At 73.8% G+C, this 22,107-nt stretch carries 13 protein-coding genes (1 of these 13 running past the window's edge); 10 read left to right on the top strand and 3 right to left on the bottom strand.

Translation table 11 applies throughout. From position 1 onward, the window contains the following. Positions 1-175: 175 nt before the first annotated feature. The 10 genes from ACIBST_RS03160 (at position 176) to ACIBST_RS03115 (ending at position 15,312) form a co-directional block, all read left to right on the top strand. The gene (locus ACIBST_RS03160; protein ID WP_397168621.1) at positions 176-1,009 is read left to right on the top strand and encodes an alpha/beta fold hydrolase; all 834 of its coding nucleotides are present in this window, start codon (positions 176-178) and stop codon (positions 1,007-1,009) included. A 25-nt stretch (positions 1,010-1,034) separates the two neighbouring features. Next, positions 1,035-1,895, top strand: coding sequence for a VOC family protein (locus tag ACIBST_RS03155; protein WP_397168620.1), 861 nt, complete (start codon positions 1,035-1,037; stop codon positions 1,893-1,895). Between the two features lie 26 nt (positions 1,896-1,921). Continuing rightward, positions 1,922-3,691 carry an FAD-dependent oxidoreductase gene (locus ACIBST_RS03150; RefSeq protein ID WP_397168618.1) on the top strand — a complete coding sequence of 590 codons (1,770 nt, stop codon included), beginning with the start codon at positions 1,922-1,924 and terminating at the stop codon, positions 3,689-3,691. A 6-nt stretch (positions 3,692-3,697) separates the two neighbouring features. Then, positions 3,698-5,254, top strand: a complete 1,557-nt coding sequence (locus tag ACIBST_RS03145) for an FAD-dependent monooxygenase (RefSeq protein ID WP_397168616.1) — start codon at positions 3,698-3,700, stop codon at positions 5,252-5,254. 95 nt (positions 5,255-5,349) lie between these two features. Continuing rightward, on the top strand, positions 5,350-7,389 hold the full coding sequence (locus ACIBST_RS03140) for an acetate--CoA ligase family protein (protein WP_397168615.1): 2,040 nt from the start codon (positions 5,350-5,352) through the stop codon (positions 7,387-7,389). Further along, positions 7,370-9,055 carry a (2,3-dihydroxybenzoyl)adenylate synthase gene (locus ACIBST_RS03135; RefSeq protein ID WP_397168613.1) on the top strand — a complete coding sequence of 562 codons (1,686 nt, stop codon included), beginning with the start codon at positions 7,370-7,372 and terminating at the stop codon, positions 9,053-9,055. The genes ACIBST_RS03140 and ACIBST_RS03135 overlap by 20 nt, the downstream gene beginning before the upstream one ends. A 260-nt stretch (positions 9,056-9,315) precedes the next feature. Continuing rightward, positions 9,316-9,627 carry an acyl carrier protein gene (locus ACIBST_RS03130; protein WP_397168612.1) on the top strand — a complete coding sequence of 104 codons (312 nt, stop codon included), beginning with the start codon at positions 9,316-9,318 and terminating at the stop codon, positions 9,625-9,627. Continuing rightward, the gene (locus ACIBST_RS03125) at positions 9,624-13,583 is read left to right on the top strand and encodes an amino acid adenylation domain-containing protein (protein ID WP_397168610.1); all 3,960 of its coding nucleotides are present in this window, start codon (positions 9,624-9,626) and stop codon (positions 13,581-13,583) included. Before ACIBST_RS03130 ends, ACIBST_RS03125 begins: the two co-directional genes overlap by 4 nt. Then, positions 13,580-14,314, top strand: a complete 735-nt coding sequence (locus ACIBST_RS03120; RefSeq protein ID WP_397168608.1) for a thioesterase II family protein — start codon at positions 13,580-13,582, stop codon at positions 14,312-14,314. Before ACIBST_RS03125 ends, ACIBST_RS03120 begins: the two co-directional genes overlap by 4 nt. Then, positions 14,293-15,312 carry an LLM class F420-dependent oxidoreductase gene (locus ACIBST_RS03115; protein WP_397168607.1) on the top strand — a complete coding sequence of 340 codons (1,020 nt, stop codon included), beginning with the start codon at positions 14,293-14,295 and terminating at the stop codon, positions 15,310-15,312. The genes ACIBST_RS03120 and ACIBST_RS03115 overlap by 22 nt, the downstream gene beginning before the upstream one ends. On the opposite strand, the gene ACIBST_RS03110 is transcribed toward ACIBST_RS03115, so the two are convergent. The 3 genes in view from ACIBST_RS03110 to ACIBST_RS03100 are tightly spaced (each overlapping or abutting the next) and all read right to left on the bottom strand, a layout consistent with a single transcriptional unit that may run on beyond the window. Beyond that, positions 15,281-16,549 (bottom strand): MFS transporter, encoded by a 1,269-nt coding sequence (locus ACIBST_RS03110; protein WP_397168606.1) that lies wholly within the window; start codon positions 16,547-16,549, stop codon positions 15,281-15,283. The two genes, ACIBST_RS03115 and ACIBST_RS03110, sit on opposite strands and share 32 nt — an antisense overlap. Beyond that, entirely contained in the window at positions 16,530-20,150 is a 3,621-nt protein-coding gene (locus ACIBST_RS03105; protein ID WP_397168605.1) for an amino acid adenylation domain-containing protein, read from the bottom strand. The genes ACIBST_RS03110 and ACIBST_RS03105 overlap by 20 nt, the downstream gene beginning before the upstream one ends. Next, positions 20,147-22,107, bottom strand: the 3' portion of a protein-coding gene (locus tag ACIBST_RS03100; RefSeq protein WP_397168603.1) for an amino acid adenylation domain-containing protein. It continues 1,072 nt past the right edge of the window; only the last 1,961 of its 3,033 coding nucleotides appear in the window; the start codon falls outside the window, past its right edge — the gene reads right to left on this strand; its stop codon occupies positions 20,147-20,149. The genes ACIBST_RS03105 and ACIBST_RS03100 overlap by 4 nt, the downstream gene beginning before the upstream one ends.

Genomic DNA, 22,107 nt, shown 5'->3' with positions numbered 1-22,107 from the left:
TACGAAGCGCATCAACGTGGTGTCCGTCTACGGTGGTGCGACAGCGCACAAGTTAGCAATGCGAGGGGTGCGAGTGGCAAGCCCGCCGTCGCCCCGCGGGCCGATCACAGCCGTCCGCCCGATCAACAGATCATGCCGGGCAATGCCCGTACAGCACGGGAAGGAAACCATTCCAGTGACCGAGCGCATCGTCGAGACCAACGGCTATTCCACGTTTTTTCTGGAAAGCGGCGACGACAACCGCGAGACCGTGATCCTGCTGCACGGCGGCGGCCCCGGCGCCAACGCGGTGTCGAACTGGAGCGGCTTCATCCCCGCACTCGGCGACGACTATCACGTGCTGGCCCCCGACCTCGTCGGCTACGGCCGCACCGACCATCCCGAGGACATGCCGGGCAGCCTGACCGGCTGGATGCGCATGCGGGTCGAGCAGGTGCTCGCCCTGATGGACGCCCGCGGCGTCGAGCGGGCGCACCTGGTCGGCAACTCGATGGGCGGCGCCCTGGCCATGCACCTGGCGATGACGGCGCCGCAGCGCTTCGCCCGGATCTCCCTGATGGGCAGCGCGGGCGGGCACTCGCAGCCGACGCCCGAGGTCATGCGGATGGTGTCCTTCTACAAGGACCCGACGATCAGCGCGCTGGAGAACCTCACCAAGTGGTTCGTCCACGACGAGGACGCGCTCGGCACGTCGATCGCGGAGATCACCGAGACGCGTTACCAGGAGGTCATGCGGCCCGAGGTGCGGCGGTCCTTCGAGCGCTTCTTCTCCTCCTCGCCCGCCGAGATGGCCGTGCCGCCGTCGGCGCTGCGCCGTATGCCGCACCCGTTCCTCATCGTGCACGGCCGCGAGGACCGGTTCGTCACCCCCGACTCCAGCGTCTTCCTCCAGCAGCACCTGCCCAACGCGCAGCTGCACGTCTTCCCGCACTGCGGCCACTGGGTGCAGATCGAGCGCGCCGCCGAGTACGCGGCGCTGCTGCGGGGCTTCCTCACCGACGCGTTCTGACCTCGTACGACAGGAGACATCAGGCATGGACATCAAGCAGCTCGGCTACCTCGGCCTGTCCGCGCGCGAGCCGGACGCCTTCACCGCCTACGCCACGGACATCCTCGGCATGCAGCGGGTCGCGGGGGAGGACGGCGCCACCCACTTCCGCATCGACGACGTGCACCACCGCATCACCGTCGAGGCCGGCGAGCAGGACGGCGGCGCCTACTACGGCTGGGAGGTCGCCGACGCCGGCGCGCTGAGCGCCGCGCTCGACGAGCTGAGCGACCACGGCGTCGTGGCCCACCAGGCGACCCAGCGCGAGCTGGAGATCCGCCGCGTGGCCGGCATGGCGCACTTCCTCGACCCGGCGGGCAACCGGGTGGAGCTGTTCCACGGGGCGTCGGCGGGCGAGGGGCAGTTCACCTCGGCGCGGGACATCGAGCGGTTCGTCACGGGCGACCTCGGCCTCGGCCACGTGGTGCTGGCCAGCCCGGACGTGGCCGCCCAGCAGCGGTTCTACACCGACGTCCTGGGCTTCAAGATCAGCGACACGATGCGCAGGCCGTTCCAGGCCACGTTCCTGCACACGAACCCGCGCCACCACAGCATCGCCTTCGTGGACGGCCCGTTCTTCGGCATCCACCAGCCGTTCCTGCACCACTTCATGCTGGAGGTCCCCGACATGGACCAGGTCGGGCGGACCTACGACCTGGTGCTCGACCGCGACGTCCCGGTCACCATGACGCTCGGCCGGCACAGCAACGACCAGATGTTCTCCTTCTACGCCGAGTCCCCGGTGGGGGTGCACACCGAGTTCGGCAGCGGCGGCGTGCTCATCGACGACGCGACCTGGCAGGTCACCGAGATCCCCGGGCCCGACCTCTGGGGCCACCGGCACTGACGTCCCCCCTTCTAGGAGCCATTGACATGGAAACCCTCACCCCCGTCGTGGAGACGGACGTGCTGATCGTCGGCGCCGGGCCGGCGGGCGCCACCGCCGCGGCGCTGCTCTCGACGTACGGCATCGCCAACGTGGTGCTCAACAAGTACGCCGGGGTCTCGAACACGCCGCGCGCGCACATCACCAACCAGCGCGGCGTCGAGGTGCTGCGCGACCTCGGGCTGGAAGGCGAGGTGACCAAGAACGCCACCCCGCAGCACCTGATGGGCGAGCACGTGTACGCCACCAGCCTGGCCGGCCAGGAGCTCGGCCGCCTGCGCACCTGGTACACCCACCCGCACTTCAAGGCCGAGCACGACCTGGCCAGCCCGTGCTCGGTGTGCGACCTGCCGCAGCACGTGCTGGAGCCCATCCTGGTCAACGCCGCCGCCGCGCGCGGGTCGTCCGTGCGCTTCAACACCGAGCTGCTGACGTTCACGCAGGACGACGACGGCGTGACCGCCCTGGTCAAGGACCGGCTGACCGGCCAGGAGTACGGCATCCGCAGCAAGTACCTGATCGGCGCGGACAGCGGCAACTCGACCGTCGCCGCGCAGGCGGGCCTGCCGCTGGTCGGCAAGATGGGGCTCGGCGGCTCGATCAACGTGGTGTTCGAGGCCGACCTCACCCGCTTCGTCGAACACCGTCCGGGCGACATGTACTGGTTCATCCAGCCGGGCGTCGGCCACGACGGCAACGGCATCGGCGTGCTGCGCATGGTGCGCCCGTGGACCAAGTGGGTCGGCGTCTGGGGCTACGACGTCGAGGCCGGGCGGCCCTCGCTCACCGAGGAGGACGGCGTCCGCATCGCCCACCAGCTGATCGGCGACGACCAGGTGCCGGTGAAGGTGGAGTCGATCTCGACCTGGGCGGTCAACGATGTCTACGCCGCCGACAACATGGCGGGCCGGGTCATCTGCGTCGGCGACGCCGTGCACCGGCACTCGCCGATGAACGGCCTCGGCTCCAACACCTCCATCCAGGACAGCTACAACCTGTGCTGGAAGCTCGCCATGGTGGTGCGCGGCGAGGCCACGCCCGCGCTGCTCGACAGCTACCGGGACGAGCGGCTGCCGGTCGCCAGGCAGATCGTCCAGCGCGCCAAGCGCAGCGACGGGCTGATGCCGCAGCTCTTCATGGCGCTGCGCCTGCCGCCCGCCTCCGGCGCCGAGGAACTGCGCGCCGCCCTCGACGGCCTGCTCCCGCCGACGGCCGAGGGCGCCGAGCGGCGGCAGGCGTTCGACGCCGCGATGCAGGCCACGATCATGTGCTTCAACACGCACGGCGTCGAGACCAACCAGCACTACGCCTCCGGCGCGATCGTGCCCGACGGCACGCCCGAGCAGCCCGCGCCGCGGGACGAGGAGGTCTACTACTTCGCCTCCACCCGCCCGGGACGCCACCTGCCGCACGTGTGGCTGACCCGGGACCAGCAGCGCGTCTCCACCTTCGACCTGTGCGGCCGGGGCCGGTTCACCCTGCTCACCGGCGTCGGCGGCGCGGCCTGGCGGGAGGCGGCCGAGCGCGTCTCCGAGCGGCTGGGCGTGCCCGTCCGGGTGCGGTCGATCGGCCGCGGCTGCGACTACGAGGACGGCTACGGCGACTACCGCGCCCTGTCCGAGGTCGGGGAGGACGGGGTGCTCCTGGTCCGTCCCGACCACATGGTGGCCTGGCGGTCCGCGTCGATGGCGGATGATCCGGAGGCGGCGCTGAGCGCCGTGCTCGGCCGGATCCTCGGCCTGGCGACCAAGGAGTAGCGGGCCATGCGCATCGCGGTGGCCGGCGGCGGGCCCGGCGGGTTGTTCTTCGCCGCGCTGATCCGGCAGGCGGACCCGTCGTCGGAGGTGACCGTCTTCGAGCGCAACCGCGCCGACGACACCTTCGGCTTCGGGGTGGTCTTCTCCGACCGGACCCTGGAGGCGATCCACGAGGCGGACCCCGTGCTGCGCGCGGCCCTGGCCGAGCACGGCAGGCACTGGGACGACATCGAGGTCCGGCTGAAGGGTGAGCGGATCAGGTGCGGCGGCAACGGCATGGCCGCGGTCGTCCGGCGCACCCTCCTCCTGCTCCTGCAGGAGCGGGCCCGCGCGGTCGGGGCGGACCTGCGCTTCTCCACCGAGGCGCGGCTCGCCGACCTGACCGGCTACGACCTGGTGGTGGCCGCCGACGGGGCCTCCTCGCGGATCCGCGAGGAGCTCGGCCCCGGCCTCGGCTCACAGGTGGAGACCGCCGCGGCCAAGTTCATCTGGTTCGGCACCGACCACCTCTTCGACGGGCTCACCTTCGTCCACGAACGCGGCCCCGACGGCGTCTTCGCGGTGCACGGGTATCCGATCTCCGACACCATGTCGACGTTCATCGTGGAGACCGACGAGGCGTCCTGGCGGCGGGCCGGTCTCGACGCGTTCGACGAGAGCCTGCCGCCCGGCGAGAGCGACCTGCGCTCGAAGGCGTACCTGGAGACGTTGTTCGCCGAGCACATCGCGGGCGGCCGGCTGCTCACCAACAACTCCCGGTGGGCCAGTTTCCGCACCCGCCGCACCCGCCACTGGCACACGACGGCCCCGCGGCCCGTCGTGCTGCTCGGCGACGCCGCGCACACCGCGCACTTCTCGGTGGGCTCGGGCACCAAGATGGCCATGGAGGACGCCGTCGCGCTCGCGCGGGCGCTGGCCGACCACCCCGGCGACCTGGCGGCCGCGCTCGCGGGCTACGAGCGGGCCGCCCAGCCGCCGGTCCGGCACATCCAGGACTCCGCTCGGCCCAGCCTCGCCTGGTGGGAGAGCTTCGGCAGCTACCACGACGCCCTTGAGCCGTGGCAGTTCGCCTACCACTTCCTGTCCCGCAGCATCTCCGACGCGCGCCTGGCCAGACGCGCGCCGCGGTTCGTCGCCTCGGCCCATCGCCGGTGGCGTGACCTGCACGGCGCCGCGCCCCTGGAGACGGGCTTCGAGGCCGCCGGGTGGTCGGCGTCCGGCCGGCTGCTCGACGTCCTGCCCGGCGCGGACGGCGCTCCCGCCGCCGTCCGGGGGAAGAACGATCTGCCGCTCTCGGCGACGCCGCTGCCCGGCGCGTGGGGCGCCCTGCTGGAGGCGCCGGACGCCGAGGACGGCCTGCCCGACCTGTCCGGGTTCGCGGCGGCCGGGGCGATCCTGGTCGCAGTGCACGGCGGCACGGCCCTGACCCGTACCCGGCTGTGCGAGGAGGCACGGATGCGCGCGGGACTGCCCGCCCTGCTGATCGAACCGGAAGCCGACCGCGACCGGGCGCTGACCACGGTCCTCTCCGGCCGCGCGGACCTGGTCGGAGTGCTCTCATGAACGGCCTCGGCCCCGACCGGGGGGCCCGCGAGGGCGGCCTCGGATCCGATCGGAGTGCGCACGTGGGCGGCCTCGGCCCCGACCGGGGTGCTCGCGTGGGCGGTCTTGGGCCGTTGTTCGGGCCGCGGGGTGTCGCGGTCGTCGGCGCGTCCAGGGACCCGGGCAAGCTGGGCGCCGCCATGGCCCGCTCGCTGTCCGGTTTCGGCGGGTTCCTGGCGCTGGTGAACGCGCGCGACGACGCCATGTACCCCTCCGTCGGCGCCGCCGCCGCGGCGGGCCCCGTGGATCTCGCGCTGCTCTGCGTGCCCGCCGCGGCCTGCGCCGGCGTGCTCGCCGAGGCGGCGGACGCGGGCGTGCGGGCGGCCGTCGTGTGCGGCGGCGGGTTCGCCGAGACGGGCGGCGCCGGGATCGAGCACCAGCGACGGCTCGCCGCCATCGCCCGTGACGCGGGCCTGCGCCTCCTCGGCCCCAACACCAGCGGCTTCCTCGCCCCGCACGCGCGGCTGACCGCCAGCTTCGTCCCCGGCGCCCACCGGGTGCGGCCGGGCGCCGTCGCCGTCGTGGCCGCCAGCGGCGGCGTCAACCACGCCCTGGCGTTCGCGCTGACCGAGGCGGGGCACGGCGTCAGCCTCGCCGTCGGCCTCGGGAACGCGGCCGGCGTCACCGCCCCCGACGTCCTCGACCACCTCGCCGACGACCCCCGCACCGCCGCCGTCGCGCTGCACGTGGAGTCGGTGGCGGACGGGCCCCGGCTGGTCGAGAGCGTGCGCCGCCTCACCGCGACCCGGCCGGTCGTCGCCCTGGTCGTCGGCCACCACGACGTCGGGGCCTTCGCCGCCTCGCACACGGGGGCGCTGGCGACCTCCTGGCGCACCACGCGCGCCGCGCTGGCCCAGGCGGGGGCGGTCCTCGTGGACGACGAACGCGAACTCGTCGACGCCGTCGGCGCGCTCGCGGTGACGCGGGCCCGCCCGTGCGCCGACCCGGGGGTGGGGGTGGTGACCGCCCAGGCGGGTCCCGGCCTGCTGCTCCTCGACGACCTGCGCGGACGCGGGATCCGGGTGCCCGAGCTGGCTCCCGGCACCCGGGAGACCCTGGCCGGGCTGCTGCCGCCGCTGACCTTCCAGCGCAACCCGGTCGACACCGGCCGTCCGGGGCCCGAGCTGGGCGCGGTGCTCGCCGCCACCGGCGCCGACCCCGGCGTCCACGTCGTCGCGGGGTACGTCCTGCACGAACCGGACGCGGCCGACGTCGTCGCGGCCGTCGCCGAGGGGCTGAGCGGCGGCGTTCCCGTCGTCCTCGGGCTGGCGGGCACCGGCGACGACGTCGTCCGCGACCGGGCGGCCCTGCGCGGGTCGGGCGTGCCGGTGGCCGCCGACGCCCGGGGCGTCGCCGCCGCCACCGCCGCGCTGCTGGCCGACGCCCGCGCGCGGACGCCCCGCCCGGCCGCCTCCGCCCTCTGGCGGGCCCCGGCCGTCCCGGCCGCCCGGTACGACGAGCACACCGGCAAGGCCCTGCTCGGACGGCTGGGCGTGACGACCATGCCCCGCCACGCCTGCGCCGGCCGGGCCGCCGCCCACGCCGCCTTCGACTCCCTCGGGACGGCGGCGGCCGTCAAGCTGCTGGACGCCGACGTCCTGCACAAGACGGAGATCGGCGGCGTGCACCTGGACGTGTCCACCCACGCCGAGCTGGACGCCGCGCTCGACGCCCTGGACGCGGCGGGCGCGCGCCGCTACCTGGTGGAGGCCATGGCGCCGGCCGGCGTCGATCTGGTGGCCGGCGCGCGGCGCGACCCCGTCTTCGGGCCCGTGGTGCTCGTCGGGCTGGGCGGCACGGTGGCCGAGGCCCTGGCCGACGTCGCCGTCCGGCTCGCCCCGCTGTCTCCCGGCGAAGCCGCCGGCATGGCGGCCGAACTGGCCGGGCGGGCCCTGCTCGCCGGGTGGCGCGGCGGCCCCGTCCTCGACCCCGAAGACCTCGGCACGATCGTCTCCAGGCTCGGCGACCTGCTCGTCGCCAACCCGCTCCTGGACGAGATCGAGGTCAATCCGCTCCGGCTCACGCAGCGAGGTCTGATCGCGCTTGACGCCGTGATCCTCACCAGGAAGGCCGACGATGCCCGCACCGATCACTGAGCACACCGTGCCCTGGCCCGACGCCGACGTCACCCGATTCACCGAGCAGGGCTACTGGGCCGGGGTCGCGATCGGCACCCTGCTGCGCGAGGCGGCCGACCGCGATCCGGACGCCGTCGCGCTGGTCGACGGGCCGAACCTGCGCCTCACGTACGGCGAGCTGGCCGATCGCGCCGACGCCGCCGCCGTGCGCCTGCGCGACCTCGGCATCGCGCCGGGCGAGCGGATCGTCATGCAGCTGGGCAACTCGTGGGAGTTCGTCGTCCTGCTGCTGGCGTGCCTGCGCGCGGGCGTCGTGCCGGTGATGGCGCTGCCCGCCCATCGCCGGGCCGAGCTGACGTATCTGGCCGTGCACGCCGAGGCGGTGGCGATCGCCGTCCCCGACCGGAGCAGGGACTTCGACCACCAGCGGCTCGCCCACGACCTGGCGGCCGACGTGCGCGCCGCCACCGGGGCCGGATGGCGGGTGCTGGTCGCCGGGGACGACGTCGCGCCCGGCAGCGTCGACCTGCGGGCCCTGTGCGGCCCGCCCACCGGCCGGACCGGCTTCGACCTGCCCGCTCCCTCCTCCCGGGACGTCGCCGTCTTCCTGCTGTCCGGGGGCACGACGGGCCTGCCCAAGCTCATCGCCCGCACCCACGACGACTACGCCTACAACGCCCGGGCCAGCGCCGAGGTCGCCGGCGTCACCAAGGACTCCGTGTACCTGGTCAGCCTGCCCGCCGGGCACAACTTCCCGCTCGCCTGCCCGGGGATCCTGGGCGTCCTGCTCGCCGGGGGCCGGGTGGTCATGCTGCCCTCGCCCGAGCCGGTACGGGCCTTCGCCACGATCGAGGCGGAAGGCGTCACGCACACCGCGGTGGTGCCCGCGGTCGCCGGCCGCTGGCTGGAGCGGGCCGCCCAGCACGGCGCCGGGCAGCTCGCCACCCTGCGGGTCGTCCAGGTCGGCGGCGCCCGCCTCGCGGACGAGCTGGCGTGCCAGGTCGAGCCGGTGCTCGGGGCGAGGTTGCAGCAGGTGTTCGGCATGGCGGAGGGCCTGCTGAACTTCACCCGCCTCGACGACCCCGCGCAGACGGTGTGCGGCACGCAGGGCCGTCCCCTGTGCCCCGCCGACGAGATCAGGATCGTGGACGAGCAGGACCGGGACGTGCCGGACGGCCAGGCGGGGCTGCTGCTCACCCGGGGCCCGTACACCCCGCGCGGGTACTACCGGGCGGCCGAGCACAACGCCCGCTCGTTCACGGGCGACGGCTGGTTCCGCACGGGTGACATCTGCCTGCGCACCCCCGAGGGCAACCTCGTGGTGGCCGGTCGCGACAAGGACATGATCAACCGGGGCGGGGAGAAGATCTCCGCCGAGGAGATCGAGAACCTCGTGTACCGGCTTCCCGCCGTGAGCCAGGTCGCCGCCGTGGCCATGCCGGACCCCGTGCTCGGGGAGCGCGTGTGCGTGTACGTCGTGCCGCGGGCCGGGGCGACGGTCACGCTGGAGGAGATCCGGGCGGGGATGGAGCGCGCGGAGGTCGCCCGCTACAAGCTGCCCGAGCGGCTGGTCGTCGTCGAGGAGCTCGCCTGGACCAAGGTCGGGAAGATCGACAAGAAGGCCCTCAGGACCGACATCGCCGACCGCCTCAAGGCCGAGCCTCCCGGCGGCGCCACCGGGTGAGCGCCGCCCCCGCCGCCCCCGCCGCCGCTCCCGGTGCGCGTTCCCGGGGGTGCGGTGCGTACGGTCGGCGAGCGGTCCTGCTCGGTGCGTGCTCCCCGGCCGCGTCGCGCCATGTCAGGCCCGGCGCGGCGGCTCCACGGACTTATTGCGTGACCGAAATCCCGATAAATACGGGCTTGTGGTGGATTACGGCGCTCGGGAAGGATGCTGGGAGGCGGACGGTGATCCCGTCCGATCGCAGGCGAGACGAAGGACGCCGGATGACCCAGGCCGACGCGGTTGCATCACTCGTGGAGCGCAGGTTAGGCCGCGCCCTCGACCCCGACCTCAACTTCTTCGAAGCCGGTTTCGACTCGCTCGCGCTGGTCGAGCTGCACGAGGAGATCACCGAGGCGCTGGGCCTGAAGCTGCCGGTCACCGCGATGTTCACCCACCCGAACCTGCGTGCGCTCTCGCACCTGATCGCGAAGGGCCAGACGGCCGCCCCGGCCCGGCAGGACGGCGTCCGCCGCCGTCCGCTGGGCGGCAGCCGCCGCGACGTGCGCGCCAGGATCCGCGAGGAAGGTCGGTGACCTCGCACGAACAGCCCGTCGCGGTGATCGCGGTGGGGCGCTTCCCGCTGGAGCCGGGGGCCGCCGAGGAGGCCGGGCACGATCCAGGAGCGCAGGCCGTCGGGGTGTTCGGCGGGGTGGGCAAGGCGTGCGCGGCGCTGCTGGCCGGGGAGTGCGAGCTCGCCGTGACCGACGCCGCCGAGCTGCCGCCGGGAACGCTGCGCGGCACCCTGGTCCTGCGGCTGCTCGACCGGGCGCTGCTCGACGGCGACCTGGTGCACCGGGTGATCTGGCCCGACGACCTGGCGGTCGAGGAAGGCTACCCGCAGGTGCACGCGCCGGGCGACGGCCGTCCGCGGGTCGTGGTGTGGTCCGGCCGCACCCGGGAGGAGGCCGAGTCGGTACGGCGCGGCCTGGCCGGCTTCCTCGCCGGGCTGCCGGAGGACCGCTACGCCGACGTGGCCGGCACCCTCCAGCAGGGACGCGTCCACCACCCCGTGCGCGGCGCGGTGGTCTGCCGCAGCGCCGCGGAGGCCGCCCGCGCGCTGGGCCGGGAGCACGCCTACGAGCAGGAGCCGGTCCGCCCGGCCCTCTCCGCCGAGACGGCCGGCCTGTACGGCGTGGAACCGGTGTTCACCGAGGCCGTGGACGTGTGCGAAGAGGTCCTCGAAGCCCGCGGCGTCCAGGCGTCGCCCGCCCTCACCGCCGCCTACGGGCTGGCCGCCACCCTCGCCGCCTGGGGCGTCCTGCCGGACGTCCCGGACCCGGCGGCCCTCGCGGACGACCCCTCGCCGCACGACACGCTCGCCGCCCTCACGCGGGCGAACGCCGGGGCCGAGGTCGAGGCAGGTCCCGACCGGGCGGGGTTGCTGGCCGCCGTGGCCAGGTTCTGGACGGGCGGCGGCCGGGTGGACTGGGCCGCGCTCGACCCCGACCATCCGCTGCAACGCGTCCCCGTCCCGCGGCCGCAGCCGGAGCTGCCCGCCTCCGTGGAGGAGCCGCGCCCGCTGTCGGCGGTGCCGTACTCGTTCTGGGTGCTGGAGCAGCTCGCGCCGGACAGCGGCGTGTCGAACCTGGCGGTGGCGCTCAGGTTCGCGACGCCGCTGCGCCGGCTGCCGCTGCAGATCGCGGCGAACCGGCTGGTCAAGCGGCATCCGGCGCTGCGCCTGCGGTTCCCCGTCGTGGACGGGACGCCCGTCCGGCACCTGGTGGCGCCCCAGGACGCCCAGCTGAAGGTCGAGACCCGGGCCACGACGGAGGAGACGCTGGTCGCCGACCTGCGGTCCTTCCTGGACGAGCCCTTCGACCTCGGCCGCGACCTGCTCGTCAGAGTGGGACACTTCACCCTGCCCGACGGCGCGGGCACCGTGGTGTGCCTGGCCGGCCACCACATCATCATCGACGGCACCTCCATGCAGCTCCTGGTGGAGGAGCTGGGCCGCTTCTACGACAGCCAGACCGGGCACGGCCCGCTGCCCCCGGAGCTGGCGGGGCCCGCGCCGATGCTGGAGCCGGGGGAGCCGCCGGAGGAGTCGATCGCCTACTGGCTGGACCGGCTCGACGGCGTCGACCCCGACGCCATGGTGCTGCCGGGCAGCCGGCACTCGCCGGGCCGTCCGACGTTCGCCGGGCACACCTGCTCCTGGCAGGTGGACGCCGAGACGGTCGCGGCCCTGGACGAGCTGCGCGCCAGGCTGCGCACCACCGGCAACATCGTGCTGGCCACCGCCTTCCTGCTGACGCTGCGCGGGCACGGCGCCGGCCCGGACCTGGTGGTCGGCATGCCGGTCAGCACCAAGACCGGCGAGGAGCACCGGCGCGTCGGCTACGCCGTGAGCACCCTGCCGCTGCGCGTCCGCGTCGAGCTGGACGACGACTTCGAGCAGGTCGCCAGGCGCGTGGAGGAGGCGTTCGCCGAGGGCGTCGAGCACGCCGGGGCCTCGGTGGAGGCGGTGCTGACCCGCCGCGGGCACGGCACGGACGACTGGCGGGTCCCGCTGTTCCGGCACATGTTCAACTACCGGCCCTGGAGCGACGAGAAGGTGCACATCCAGGGCGAGGTGCCCGGATACGTCGACGACCTGATCGACCGCAGCCGCCTGGACATGCAGTGCAACGTCATCCAGGAGCCGGACCGGCTCACCGTCCGCATGGTGCACAGCACCGAGGTGCACGACGAGGACGAGATCGCGGCGTTCACCGCCAGGCTGTGCGCGGTGGTGCGGCAGGCGGCGCGCGGCGGCGTGCCGGACGGGTTCTCCCCGGCCGACCGGGCGTTGCTCGACCGGATCAACGACACGGGCCGCACCTGGCCGGGCACGCTGGCCGGGCGCATCCTGCCGGGCCCGGCCGTGGCGGTGCGCGAGGGCGGGCGCGAGGTCACCTACGACGAACTGCTGGGACGCGCGGCCGCCGTCCGCGACCTGCTGCGCGAGCGGGGGGTGGGCGACGGCGACGTCGTCGCCCTGGCCCTGGGACGCTCGGCGGACCTGGTGGCGGCGGTCCTCGGCGTGTGGCAGGCCGGAGCGGCCTTCCTGCCCCTGGACGTGCGGCAACCGGAGTCGCGCCTGGCCTACCAGGTGGCCGACTCGGGGGCGCGGCTGGTCGTCGCGGCGGGCAGCCCGCAGTGGGCGGGCGGGACGCCGGTCGTGCCGATGCCCGGCACGCCGGGGGAGCCCGGACCCGCCGAGGCCGGGAACATCGCGTATGTCATCTACACCTCCGGCTCCACCGGGCGGCCCAAGGGCGTGCAGGTCACGCACGGGAACCTGACGAACCTCGTGCTGGACTTCGCCGACCGGCTGGGCGCGCCCACCAGCGTCCTGTGGTCCACCACCACCTCCTTCGACATCTCCTGGCTGGAACTGCTGTTGCCGCTGGCCTCCGGCGGCACCGTGGTCGTGGCCTCCGACGAGGACCAGCTCCAGCCGGGCAGGTTCCTGGAGCTGATCGCCGCGAGCGGCGTCCAGGTCGTGCAGGCCACCCCCACCGCGTGGCGGCTGATCGCGCCGGAGGCCGGGCGCGAGCTGGCCGGGCGCACGGTGCTGTGCGGCGGCGAGCCGATGCCCGCCGTCCTGGCCAGGGACCTGCTGGAGCTGGGCTGCCGGGTGTTCAACGTCTACGGGCCGACCGAGACGACCATCTGGTCCACCGCCGCCGAGCTGCGCGAGCCGCCGTCCGACCCGGTGCCCGCCGGGGAGCCGCTGGCCAACACCCAGATCTTCGTCACCGACGCCGCGGGCCGCGAGCTGCCGCCGGGCGTGCCGGGCGAGCTGTGCGTCGCCGGCGCGGGAGTGAGCGCGGGCTACCTCGGCCGTCCCGAGCTGACGGCGCAGCGCTTCGGGCACCACGACCGGTACGGCCGGTTCTACCGGACCGGCGACCGCGCGCGCATCCGCCACGACGGCGGGCTGGAGCTGCTCGGCCGCGACGACCGGCAGATCAAGCTGCGCGGCCACCGCATCGAGCTCGGCGAGGTCGAGGCCGCGCTGCACGAGCACGAGGCGGTGCGCACGGCCGCGGTGATCCTCGACGGCGACCCGCAGACCGACGGACGGCTCGCCGCCTTCCTGGAGGTCACCGGCGAGCCCGCCGAGGAGGAGCTGTGGCGCTTCGCCAGGACGCGGCTGCCCGACTACGCCGTCCCCACCCGGTATGTCGTCACCGGCAGGCTGCCCACCACGGCCAACGGCAAGATCGCCTACCGCGAGCTGAAGGTGCCCGACGAGGGCCGCGCCCCGGCGCGCGAGGCGGGCGACGGGCTGGTCCGGCAGGTGGTGGCGCTGTGGAGCGAGGCGCTGAACCGGCCGGGGCTCGGGCCGCACGACAACTTCTTCCTCAACGGCGGCCACTCCGTGCTGGCCGTCCGGCTGATCGGCCCGCTGGAGGAGCTGGCGGGCCGCGCCGTCTCGGTACGGGCCGTGTTCGACCATCCGACGCCGGCCGAACTGGCCCTGCACCTGGGGGAAGCCCGATGACGCCGTGGTACGTCCAGGTCAAGGAGGGGGAGCGGGCGTTGATCGCCTTCCCGCACGCGGGCGGCGGCCCGGCCTCGCTCGGCGAGCTCGCCGGGCACCTCCCGCCCGAGGTGGGCCTGTGGTCGGTCAACCTGCCGGGACGTCAGGCCAGGCTCGCCGAAGAGCCGCGGACCGACCTCGAAGGGCTGGTCGACGACCTGGCGCGCGACCTGGCCGGATGGCGGGAGCCGTACACGCTGTTCGGCTACTGCAGCGGGGCGCTGCTGGCCTTCCTCGTCTGCCGGCGCGTGGTCGAGCTGGGCGGGCGGCCGGAACGGCTGGTCGTGGGCTCGTTCGCCGCGCCGGACGTGACCCTGCTGCTGCGCCGCCTGCCGTCGTTGCCGTCGTGGCTGTTCTGGGAGCAGCTGATCGAGCTCGGCGGCGTCCCGCCGGAGCTGGCCGACCGGGAGGCGCTCTGGCCGGTGCTGGAGCCGGCGCTGCGCGCCGACTTCGGGCTGCTGGCCGGCTACCACCACCGGCCGGGGCCGCCGCTGCCGGTGCCGATCTCCGTCCTGTACGGAGCCAGGGACGCCTCGCTGACCCGGGGCGGCCTCCTGGGCTGGCGGCGGCAGAGCGTGCACAGGCCCGCGTTGAAGGAGCTCGACTCCACCCACTGGCTGGCCGAGGAGACCCCGGACGCCCTGGCCGCCGCGATCGTTGAGGAGATGGGATGCGCCTCGGTTACAGCATGAGCTACTGGGGCGGCGCGGGCCTCGGCCCCGCCGACCACCTGGCGCTGGTCCGCGAGGCGGAGGCCCTGGGCTATTCGTCCGTGTGGGCGGCCGAGACCTACGGGACCGACCCGGCGAGCCTGCTGGCCTGGATCGCCGGGCAGACCGAGCGGATCGCGCTCGGCACCGGCGTGCTGCAGATGTCGGGACGCAAGCCCGTGGTCGCGGCGATGACGGCGGCCACCCTCGACCAGGTCTCCGGCGGCCGCGCCCGGCTGGGCGTGGGACCGTCCGGCCCGCAGGTGGTCGAGGGCTGGCACGGCGAGCGCTTCGAACGGCCGCTGGCCCGCGCCCGCGACTACCTCCAGGTGGTGCGCAAGGCGCTGGACGGCGAGCCGGTCCGGCACGAGGGGCCCACGATGACGCTGCCCCTGCCCGGCAGCGAGGGCAAGGAGCTGACGCTGGCCGTCGCGCCGGTGCAGGAGCGGCTGCCGGTCTACCTGGCCGCGATGGGCCCGAAGACCGTCGCGCTGGCCGGCGAGCTGGCCGACGGCTGGCTGGCCATCCACTTCCCGCCCGACCACCTGGCCCGCATGGCCAAGCACCTGAACGGCGCGGCCCTGGACGTCGCGCCCATGGTGCTCACGCTCGTCGAGGAGGACCAGGAGCTGGCCTACGACATGATGCGGCCCATGCTCGCCCTCTACCTCGGCGGCATGGGCTCGCGCCGGACCAACTTCTACAACCGCCTGGCCGCCACGCTCGGCTTCGAGCAGGAGGCCGCCCGCATGCAGGAGGCCTTCCTGGACGGGCGGCAGGGCGAGGCCATGGCGATGCTGCCCGACGCGCTCGTGGACGCGATGACCATGTGCGGCCCCGCGGGCAAGGTGCGCGAGCGGATGGCGGCCTACCAGGAGGCGGGCGCGACCACGCTGATCGTCGGCCTGGTCACGCCCACCCGGCGGCTGCGCAGCCGTCAGTTGCGGCTCATTGCGAGTCTGGCTGCGGCATCCCGATGAGCTTGGCCAGCGGCGACCAGGCCATCGCCGCGATCGGCACCAGCGCGCCGACGGCGATGACCGCCCACAGCGTCGTGCGCGTCCCCACGGCGCCGGCCAGCAGGCCGGCGCCGAGCGCGCCCAGCGGGGCGGGGATCAGGCCCAGGGAGTAGATCGAGGCCACCACCCGGCCCTGGAGGTGCGGCGGGGTGACCGTCTGCACCAGGCTGGTGTTGGTGACGAAGAAGATCTGCGAGCTGACGCCGCTGACCAGCTGCGCGACGACGAGCATCGCGACCGACACCCAGACCGGCCCGACGGCCAGCGGGATGAGGAAGAGCGCCAGGTTGCCGTACACCATCGACCACACCAGCACCTTGCCGATGGCGTAGCGGCGCATCACCTTGACGGCGACCAGCGCCCCGATGATCGCGCCCACGCCGCCGCCGGCCAGGATGCTGCCGAACCAGGCCGCGGGCACGCCCAGGTCGCGGATCACGTACAGGGCGTAGATCGAGTTCATCGAGCCCAGGATGAACAGCGAGTACACGGCCGAGGAGACGGCCAGCGGCCGGATCAGCTCGTGCCGCATCACCCAGCCCATGCCCTGCCAGATCGCCTTGTGCACCTGCCCGGGGGTGCTGTCGTCCGGCTCGGGACGGGCCTCCGGCCGCTTGATCAGGGACACCGCGATGGCGGAGGCCAGGTACGACACCGCGTCGATGATCAGCAGCGCGGGCGCGGCGAGCACCTTCAGCAGCGCGGCGGCCAGGCCGGGCCCGAACGTCTGGGCGGCCGACTCGGTCAGCTGCAGCTTGGAGTTGCCCTCCATGAAGTTCTCCCGCGGCACCAGGAACGGGAAGTAACTCCGGTAGGCCGTCTGGAAGAGCGTGCTGAGCAGGCCGAGCGCGAAGATGACGCCGTAGAGCCAGGTCAGCGTGAGCAGGTCGGCGAACCAGGCGACGGGGATCAGCATCAGCAGCACGAAACGCGCCACGTCCGTCCAGATCAGGATGGGCCGCTTGCGCACCCGGTCGGCCAGCACGCCGAACAGCAGGAAGAACACCATCGGCAGCCGCAGCAGGAAGCCGACGACGCCCATCTCCGCCTCGGAGGCGTTCAGGACGGTGACCGCGATGACGGGGAACGCGAAGAGGCTGATCGCCGAGCCGAACTGCGACAGGCTCTGGCCCGCCCACAGCCGCAGGAAGTCGGGGTGCTTCCACAGGCTCGTCTGCTCACTGGTCGGGGATGCCATGATCCATCCACCTTCTGATCTCGGTGGCCGCTCCGGCGACCAGGGGTTCGTACAGGATGGGGACGCGTTCCTCGGGGATCGCGACGTGGGCGAGCCGCCCCTTGGCGACGGAGGGCCAGTTGCCGTCCTCGCGCCTGGGCGCGAAGAGCGCGACGTCGCCGTCGTAGGGCTCGTGCCGGAAGCCGCCGACCGCGTGCGCGTTGGCCCGGAACACGGCCAGGTAGCGGCGCGCCTGCTCGACCTCGGCGGTGTCGGGCGCCAGCCGGTCGGCGGCGGAGGCGGCGCCCATGACCGTGAGCAGTTGCTCCTCCGGCGGCCGGGCGGCCAGTTCGGCCGGGTCCAGCCCGAGGGTCTCCTCGGGGCCGCCGGCCAGCGCGTGGAACAGCAGGACCGTGTCGTCCTCCAGCGACGCCTCGGCCACGGGCTCCTCGGCGTTGGCGTAGAGCAGCACGACCAGCGGCACCTGCTCGCCGCGCTCGCGCAGCCGCCGGGCCACCTCCAGGGCGATGTTCCCGCCGATGCAGAACCCGCCCAGCACGTACGGTCCCGCCGGCCGCACCTCCAGCAGGTCGGCCACGTAGGCGTCGGCCATCTCGGCGAGCGTGGCGTGCGGCTCCTCGCCGGGCACCAGCCCGCGCGCGGCGATGGCGTACACCGGCTGGTCGGGGCCGAGGCGGCGGGCCAGCGGGTGGTAGCGGAAGACCTGCCCGCCGAGCGCGTGGATGAAGAAGATCGGCGTGCGGTCGCCGTCCGGGTTGAGCGGCACGACGTGGCTCGGCGGCGCCAGGTCCTCGGGCTGGCGGAGCACCCTGGCCAGCTTGCTGATCGTCGGCGCGGTCAGCACGGTGCCCACGGGCAGGCTCCGCCCCAGCTCCTGGCGGATGCGGGCGGCCAGCCGCAGGGCGCTCAGCGAGTGGCCGCCGAGCTCGAAGAAGTCGTCCAGGATCCCGGCCGCGGGCACCTGCAGCACCTCTTCGTAGAGCGTGGCGAGGCGCGCCTCCACCTCGTCGCGAGGCGGCACGTACGGCCGGCCGCCCGCCGTCTCCGGCGCGGGCAGCGCGGCCCGGTCGAGCTTGCCGCTGCGGGTGAGGGGGAGGGCGTCCAGGCTCACCCACCGGCGCGGGATCAGGTGGTCGGGCAGGACGTCCTGGAGGTCGGGCACGTCGCCCACCACGTAGCCGACCAGGCTGTGCCCGTGCGCCGTGACGGCCGCGTCGCGGACCCCCGGCTGGGCGCGCAGGACGGCCTCGATCTCGCCGGGTTCGACGCGCATGCCGCGGATCTTGATCTGGTGGTCGGTGCGGCCGAGGTATTCGAGTTCGCCGGTGGGGAGCCAGCGGGCGAGGTCGCCGGTTTTGTAGAGGCGTTGTCCGTTGGGTGCGGGCAGGAAGCGTTCGGCGGTGAGGGCTGGTTTGCCGAGGTAGCCGCGGGCGAGTTGGATGCCGCCGATGTGGAGCTCGCCGGGGGTGCCGATGGGGACGTCCTGGAGGTGTTCGTCGAGGACGTGCAGGGTGGTGTTGTCGACGGGTTTGCCGATGGGGACGGTGGGTTCTCCGGGCTGGCAGGGGTGCCAGGTGACGTCGACGGCTGCTTCGGTGGGGCCGTAGAGGTTGTGGAGTCCGGGGATGTCGTGGCCGGGTGGGAGGGCTTCGCCGGAGCAGATGATCCGGGGTGGTAGCTGGATGTCCTCTTCTTCCAGGAAGGCTTGCAACATCGAGGGGACGAAGTGCGTGGTGGTGATGTTCTCGGTCTTGATGAGGTCGCGCAGGTAGGCGGTGTCGCGGTGGCCGCCGGGCCGGGCGATGACCATGGTGGCGCCGGTGATGAGGGGCCAGAACAGTTCCCAGACCGAGACGTCGAAGGTGGTGGGTGTCTTGTGCAGGACGCGGTCGTGCGGGGTGAGCTGGAAGGTGTCCTGCATCCAGCGCAGCCGGTTGACGATCGCGCGGTGGGAGACGCCCACGCCCTTGGGCCGTCCGGTGGATCCGGAGGTGAAGATGACGTAGGCCAGGTTGTCCTCGCGCACTGTCGGCGGCGTGAAGCGGTCTCCCGGATCCGCGCCGGTGAGCACGGTCGAGGCCCCCGCGTCGGCGAGCATGCCGCGCCGCCGTTCCTCGGGATCGGCCGGGTCGAGCGGCAGATAGGCGCCGCCCGCGGCCATCACGCCGAGGAGCACGACGGGCAGGTCCAGGCCGCGTTCCATGCAGACGCCGACGGGCTGGTCCACCCGCACGTCCAGCCCGGCGGCCACCGCGCGGGCCCGGTCGGCCAGCTCGCGGTAGGTCAGCCGGTCGCCCTCGAACACCAGCGCCGTCGCGTCCGGGGTGCGCTCGGCCTGGGCGAAGACCAGCTCGTGCAGGGTCCCGCCCGGATGCTCCCGGTCGGTGGCGTTCCACCGCGCGAGCTGGGCCGCGTCCTGCGGCGAGACGCCGGCCTCCCCGGACAGGGCGCGGATGTAGTGGTCCCGGATCGCCGCGATCTGATCGGCGGGGAACTGCGTGGTGTCGTAGGAGATGGTCAGCGTCAGCCCCTGGCCCGGCGTCCGGACGAAGGCCGTGCTGAAGGCGAAGTCGGTCTGCTCGAAGAAGTCCTGGCCCTCGATGGGCGTGGCGGCGGCGCCGTTCACGTGGAAGTCGCGGAAGTCCACGTGCGTGTCCAGCAGCCGCGCGCGACCGCTGGCCCGCTGGATCTCGAAGAGCGGGAAGTGCCGGTACGGCAGCGCCGCCACCTCCGCCCGGAAGACCCGCTGGACCAGGTCGGGCGCGTCGGCCCGCACCCGCAGCGGGACGGTGTTGAGGAACAGCCCGAGCACCTCGTCACCGGCCTCGCTCTCCGGACGGCTGTGCGTGAGCATCCCCGTCAGGACGTCCGGATCGCCGGTGAGCAGGGCCATGACGCGCACATGCGCCGCGAGCACCACCGAGCGCAGCGGCACCCGGGCGGCGGCCGCCTGCTCGGCCAGCGCCTTGGCCAGGTCGGCGGGGAGCGCCGTGGCGAGCACCGCGACCTCGCGCGGCCCGCCGGTGGGGTAGCCCGGCATCCGGGGCAACCGGCCCTCCGGCGCCTCGGCGATCGCCTCCCGCCAGAACTCCGCCGCCTCCGGCCGGGCGAGCATCGCCTTCTCGGCCGCCACCAGGTCGCGGAAGCGGGCCGCCGGCGGCTCCACCGGCAGCCCGGGGGTCGCATAGCGTGCCAGCAGCTCGCTGACCAGCCTCGCGACGCTCCAGCCGTCGAGGATCGCGTGGTGGAAGTAGACGGTCAGCGCGAACCGGTCGGCCTCGGGCCGCACGTGGACGCGGAGCAGGGGAGCCCGCGTCCAGTCGAACGGCCCGTACTCCGGCTCGCCGCCGGAGACGGTCAGCGGGATCTCCGCGCGGTCGTGCACGAGCTGGACGGGCTCGCTGAACCCGGTCAGGTCGAAGGACGTCCGCAGCACCTCGTGCCGGGCCGACAGCTCGTCCAGCGCCCTGACCAGGGCCCTCTCGTCGAACGTGCCGCGCAGCGTGAGCGTGGTGTGGTCGTGGAAGGTCACGCCGTCCAGCTCGCTGTGGTACAGCATCCCGGCCTGGAGGGCGCTGAGCGGGTAGGCGTCCATGATCATCGCGTGAGCCTCTCTCTGTCCGCCACGCTGAGCAGGTCGAAGGCTCCCGCCGTGGTCTCCGGTACGGCCTGCCGCGGCCGCAGCACGGCGGCCAGTTCGGCGACCGCCTGATGGGTGAACAACTGCTGCAGTTCCACGTCGTAGCCGGTGGCGCGCAGCCGGGCCACGACCTTGAGGCTGCTGATGGAGTCGCCGCCCACCGCGAAGAAGGTGTCGTGCCGGCCGGCCCGGTCGAGGCCGAGAACCTCCTGCCAGACCTGCGCGACGGCGATCTCCGCCGCGCCGCGCGGCGGCTCCCACGGCAGGTCGGCCGGGCGGTCGGGCGCGGGGAGGGCGGCGCGGTCGAGCTTGCCGTTGGCGGTGACGGGCAGGCGGTCCAGCCGCACCCACGCCGTCGGGATCATGTAGTCCGGCAGCGCGTCGGACAGGTCGGGGACGTCGCCGACGACGTAGCCGACCAGGCGGCCGTTCACCAGCTTGGCCGCCGCCGCCGTCACGCCGGGTTGCTCGCGCAGCACGGCCTCGATCTCGCCCAGCTCCACGCGCATGCCGCGGATCTTGATCTGGTGGTCGGTGCGGCCGAGGTATTCGAGTTCGCCCGAGGGGAGCCAGCGGGCGAGGTCGCCGGTTTTGTAGAGGCGTTGTCCGTTGGGTGCGGGGAGGAAGCGTTCGGCGGTGAGGGCTGGTTTGCCGAGGTAGCCGCGGGCGAGTTGGATGCCGCCGATGTGGAGCTCGCCGGGGGTGCCGATGGGGACGTCCTGGAGGTGTTCGTCGAGGACGTGCAGGGTGGTGTTGTCGATGGGTTTGCCGATGGGGACGGTGGGTTCTCCGGGCTGGCAGGGGTGCCAGGTGACGTCGACGGCTGCTTCGGTGGGGCCGTAGAGGTTGTGGAGTCCGGGGATGTCGTGGCCGGGTGGGAGGGCTTCGCCGGAGCAGATGATCCGGGGTGGTAGCTGGATGTCCTCTTCTTCCAGGAAGGCTTGCAACATCGAGGGGACGAAGTGTGTCGTGGTGATGTTCTCGGTCTTGATGAGGTCGCGCAGGTAGGCGGTGTCGCGGTGGCCGCCGGGCCGGGCGATGACCATGGTGGCGCCGGTGATGAGGGGCCAGAACAGTTCCCAGACCGAGACGTCGAAGGTGGTGGGTGTCTTGTGCAGGACGCGGTCGTGCGGGGTGAGCTGGAAGGTGTCCTGCATCCAGCGCAGCCGGTTGACGATCGCGCGGTGGGAGACGCCCACGCCCTTGGGCCGTCCGGTGGATCCGGAGGTGAAGATGACGTAGGCCAGGTTGTCCTCACGCACCCGCACCACGGACGCCGGGCCCGGCCGCACGTCCGCCGCCGTGACCATCAGGTCGGCGCCCGCGTCGGCCAGCATGCCGCGCGTGCGCTCCGCCGGGTGGGCCGGGTCGAGCGGCAGGTACGCGCCGCCCGCCGCCATCACGCCGAGGAGGACGACGGGCAGGTCCAGGCCGCGTTCCATGCAGACGCCGACAGGCTGGTCCACCCGCACGTCCAGCCCGGCGGCCACCGAGCGGGCCCGGTCGGCCAGCTCGCGATAGGTCAGCCGGTCGCCCTCGAACACCAGCGCCGTCGCGTCCGGCGTGCGCTCGGCCTGGGCGAAGACCAGCTCGTGCAGGGTCCCGCCCGGATGCTCCCGGTCGGTGGCGTTCCACCGCGCGAGCTGCTTCCGCTCCTCGTCCGGCAGGATGTCCAGGCGCCCCACCGGCACGTCGGGGGAGGCCACCACCGCACGCAGGAGCGCGGCGAACCGCCGCGCCAGCCGCTCGATCGTCTCCGGCCGGAACAGCTCGGCGTTGTAGACGAAGCGGCCCTCCAGCAGGTCGCCCCGCTCGGCGGCGTAGAGCTCCAGGTCGAACCGGGTGGTCGTGCTGTCCGGCTCGAAGCCCTCGCCGTCGCCGCGATAGCTCTGCAGCGCGAACAGCACCTGGACCAGCG

This window comes from Nonomuraea sp. NPDC049684 (assembly GCF_044465345.1).
In the GTDB taxonomy this organism is placed as follows: domain Bacteria; phylum Actinomycetota; class Actinomycetes; order Streptosporangiales; family Streptosporangiaceae; genus Nonomuraea.
This window is presented reverse-complemented; position numbering and strand designations above follow the sequence as displayed.

Excerpts from the sequence above, each read along its gene's own strand:
- ACIBST_RS03155 (WP_397168620.1), top strand. The coding sequence starts at position 1,035 with ATGGACATCAAGCAGCTCGGCTACCTCGGCCTGTCCGCGCGCGAGCCG.
- ACIBST_RS03150 (WP_397168618.1), top strand. The coding sequence starts at position 1,922 with ATGGAAACCCTCACCCCCGTCGTGGAGACGGACGTGCTGATCGTCGGC.
- ACIBST_RS03145 (WP_397168616.1), top strand. The coding sequence starts at position 3,698 with ATGCGCATCGCGGTGGCCGGCGGCGGGCCCGGCGGGTTGTTCTTCGCC.
- ACIBST_RS03135 (WP_397168613.1), top strand. The coding sequence starts at position 7,370 with ATGCCCGCACCGATCACTGAGCACACCGTGCCCTGGCCCGACGCCGAC.
- ACIBST_RS03130 (WP_397168612.1), top strand. The coding sequence starts at position 9,316 with ATGACCCAGGCCGACGCGGTTGCATCACTCGTGGAGCGCAGGTTAGGC.
- ACIBST_RS03120 (WP_397168608.1), top strand. The coding sequence starts at position 13,580 with ATGACGCCGTGGTACGTCCAGGTCAAGGAGGGGGAGCGGGCGTTGATC.
- ACIBST_RS03115 (WP_397168607.1), top strand. The coding sequence starts at position 14,293 with ATGCGCCTCGGTTACAGCATGAGCTACTGGGGCGGCGCGGGCCTCGGC.
- ACIBST_RS03110 (WP_397168606.1), bottom strand. The coding sequence starts at position 16,549 with ATGGCATCCCCGACCAGTGAGCAGACGAGCCTGTGGAAGCACCCCGAC.
- ACIBST_RS03105 (WP_397168605.1), bottom strand. The coding sequence starts at position 20,150 with ATGATCATGGACGCCTACCCGCTCAGCGCCCTCCAGGCCGGGATGCTG.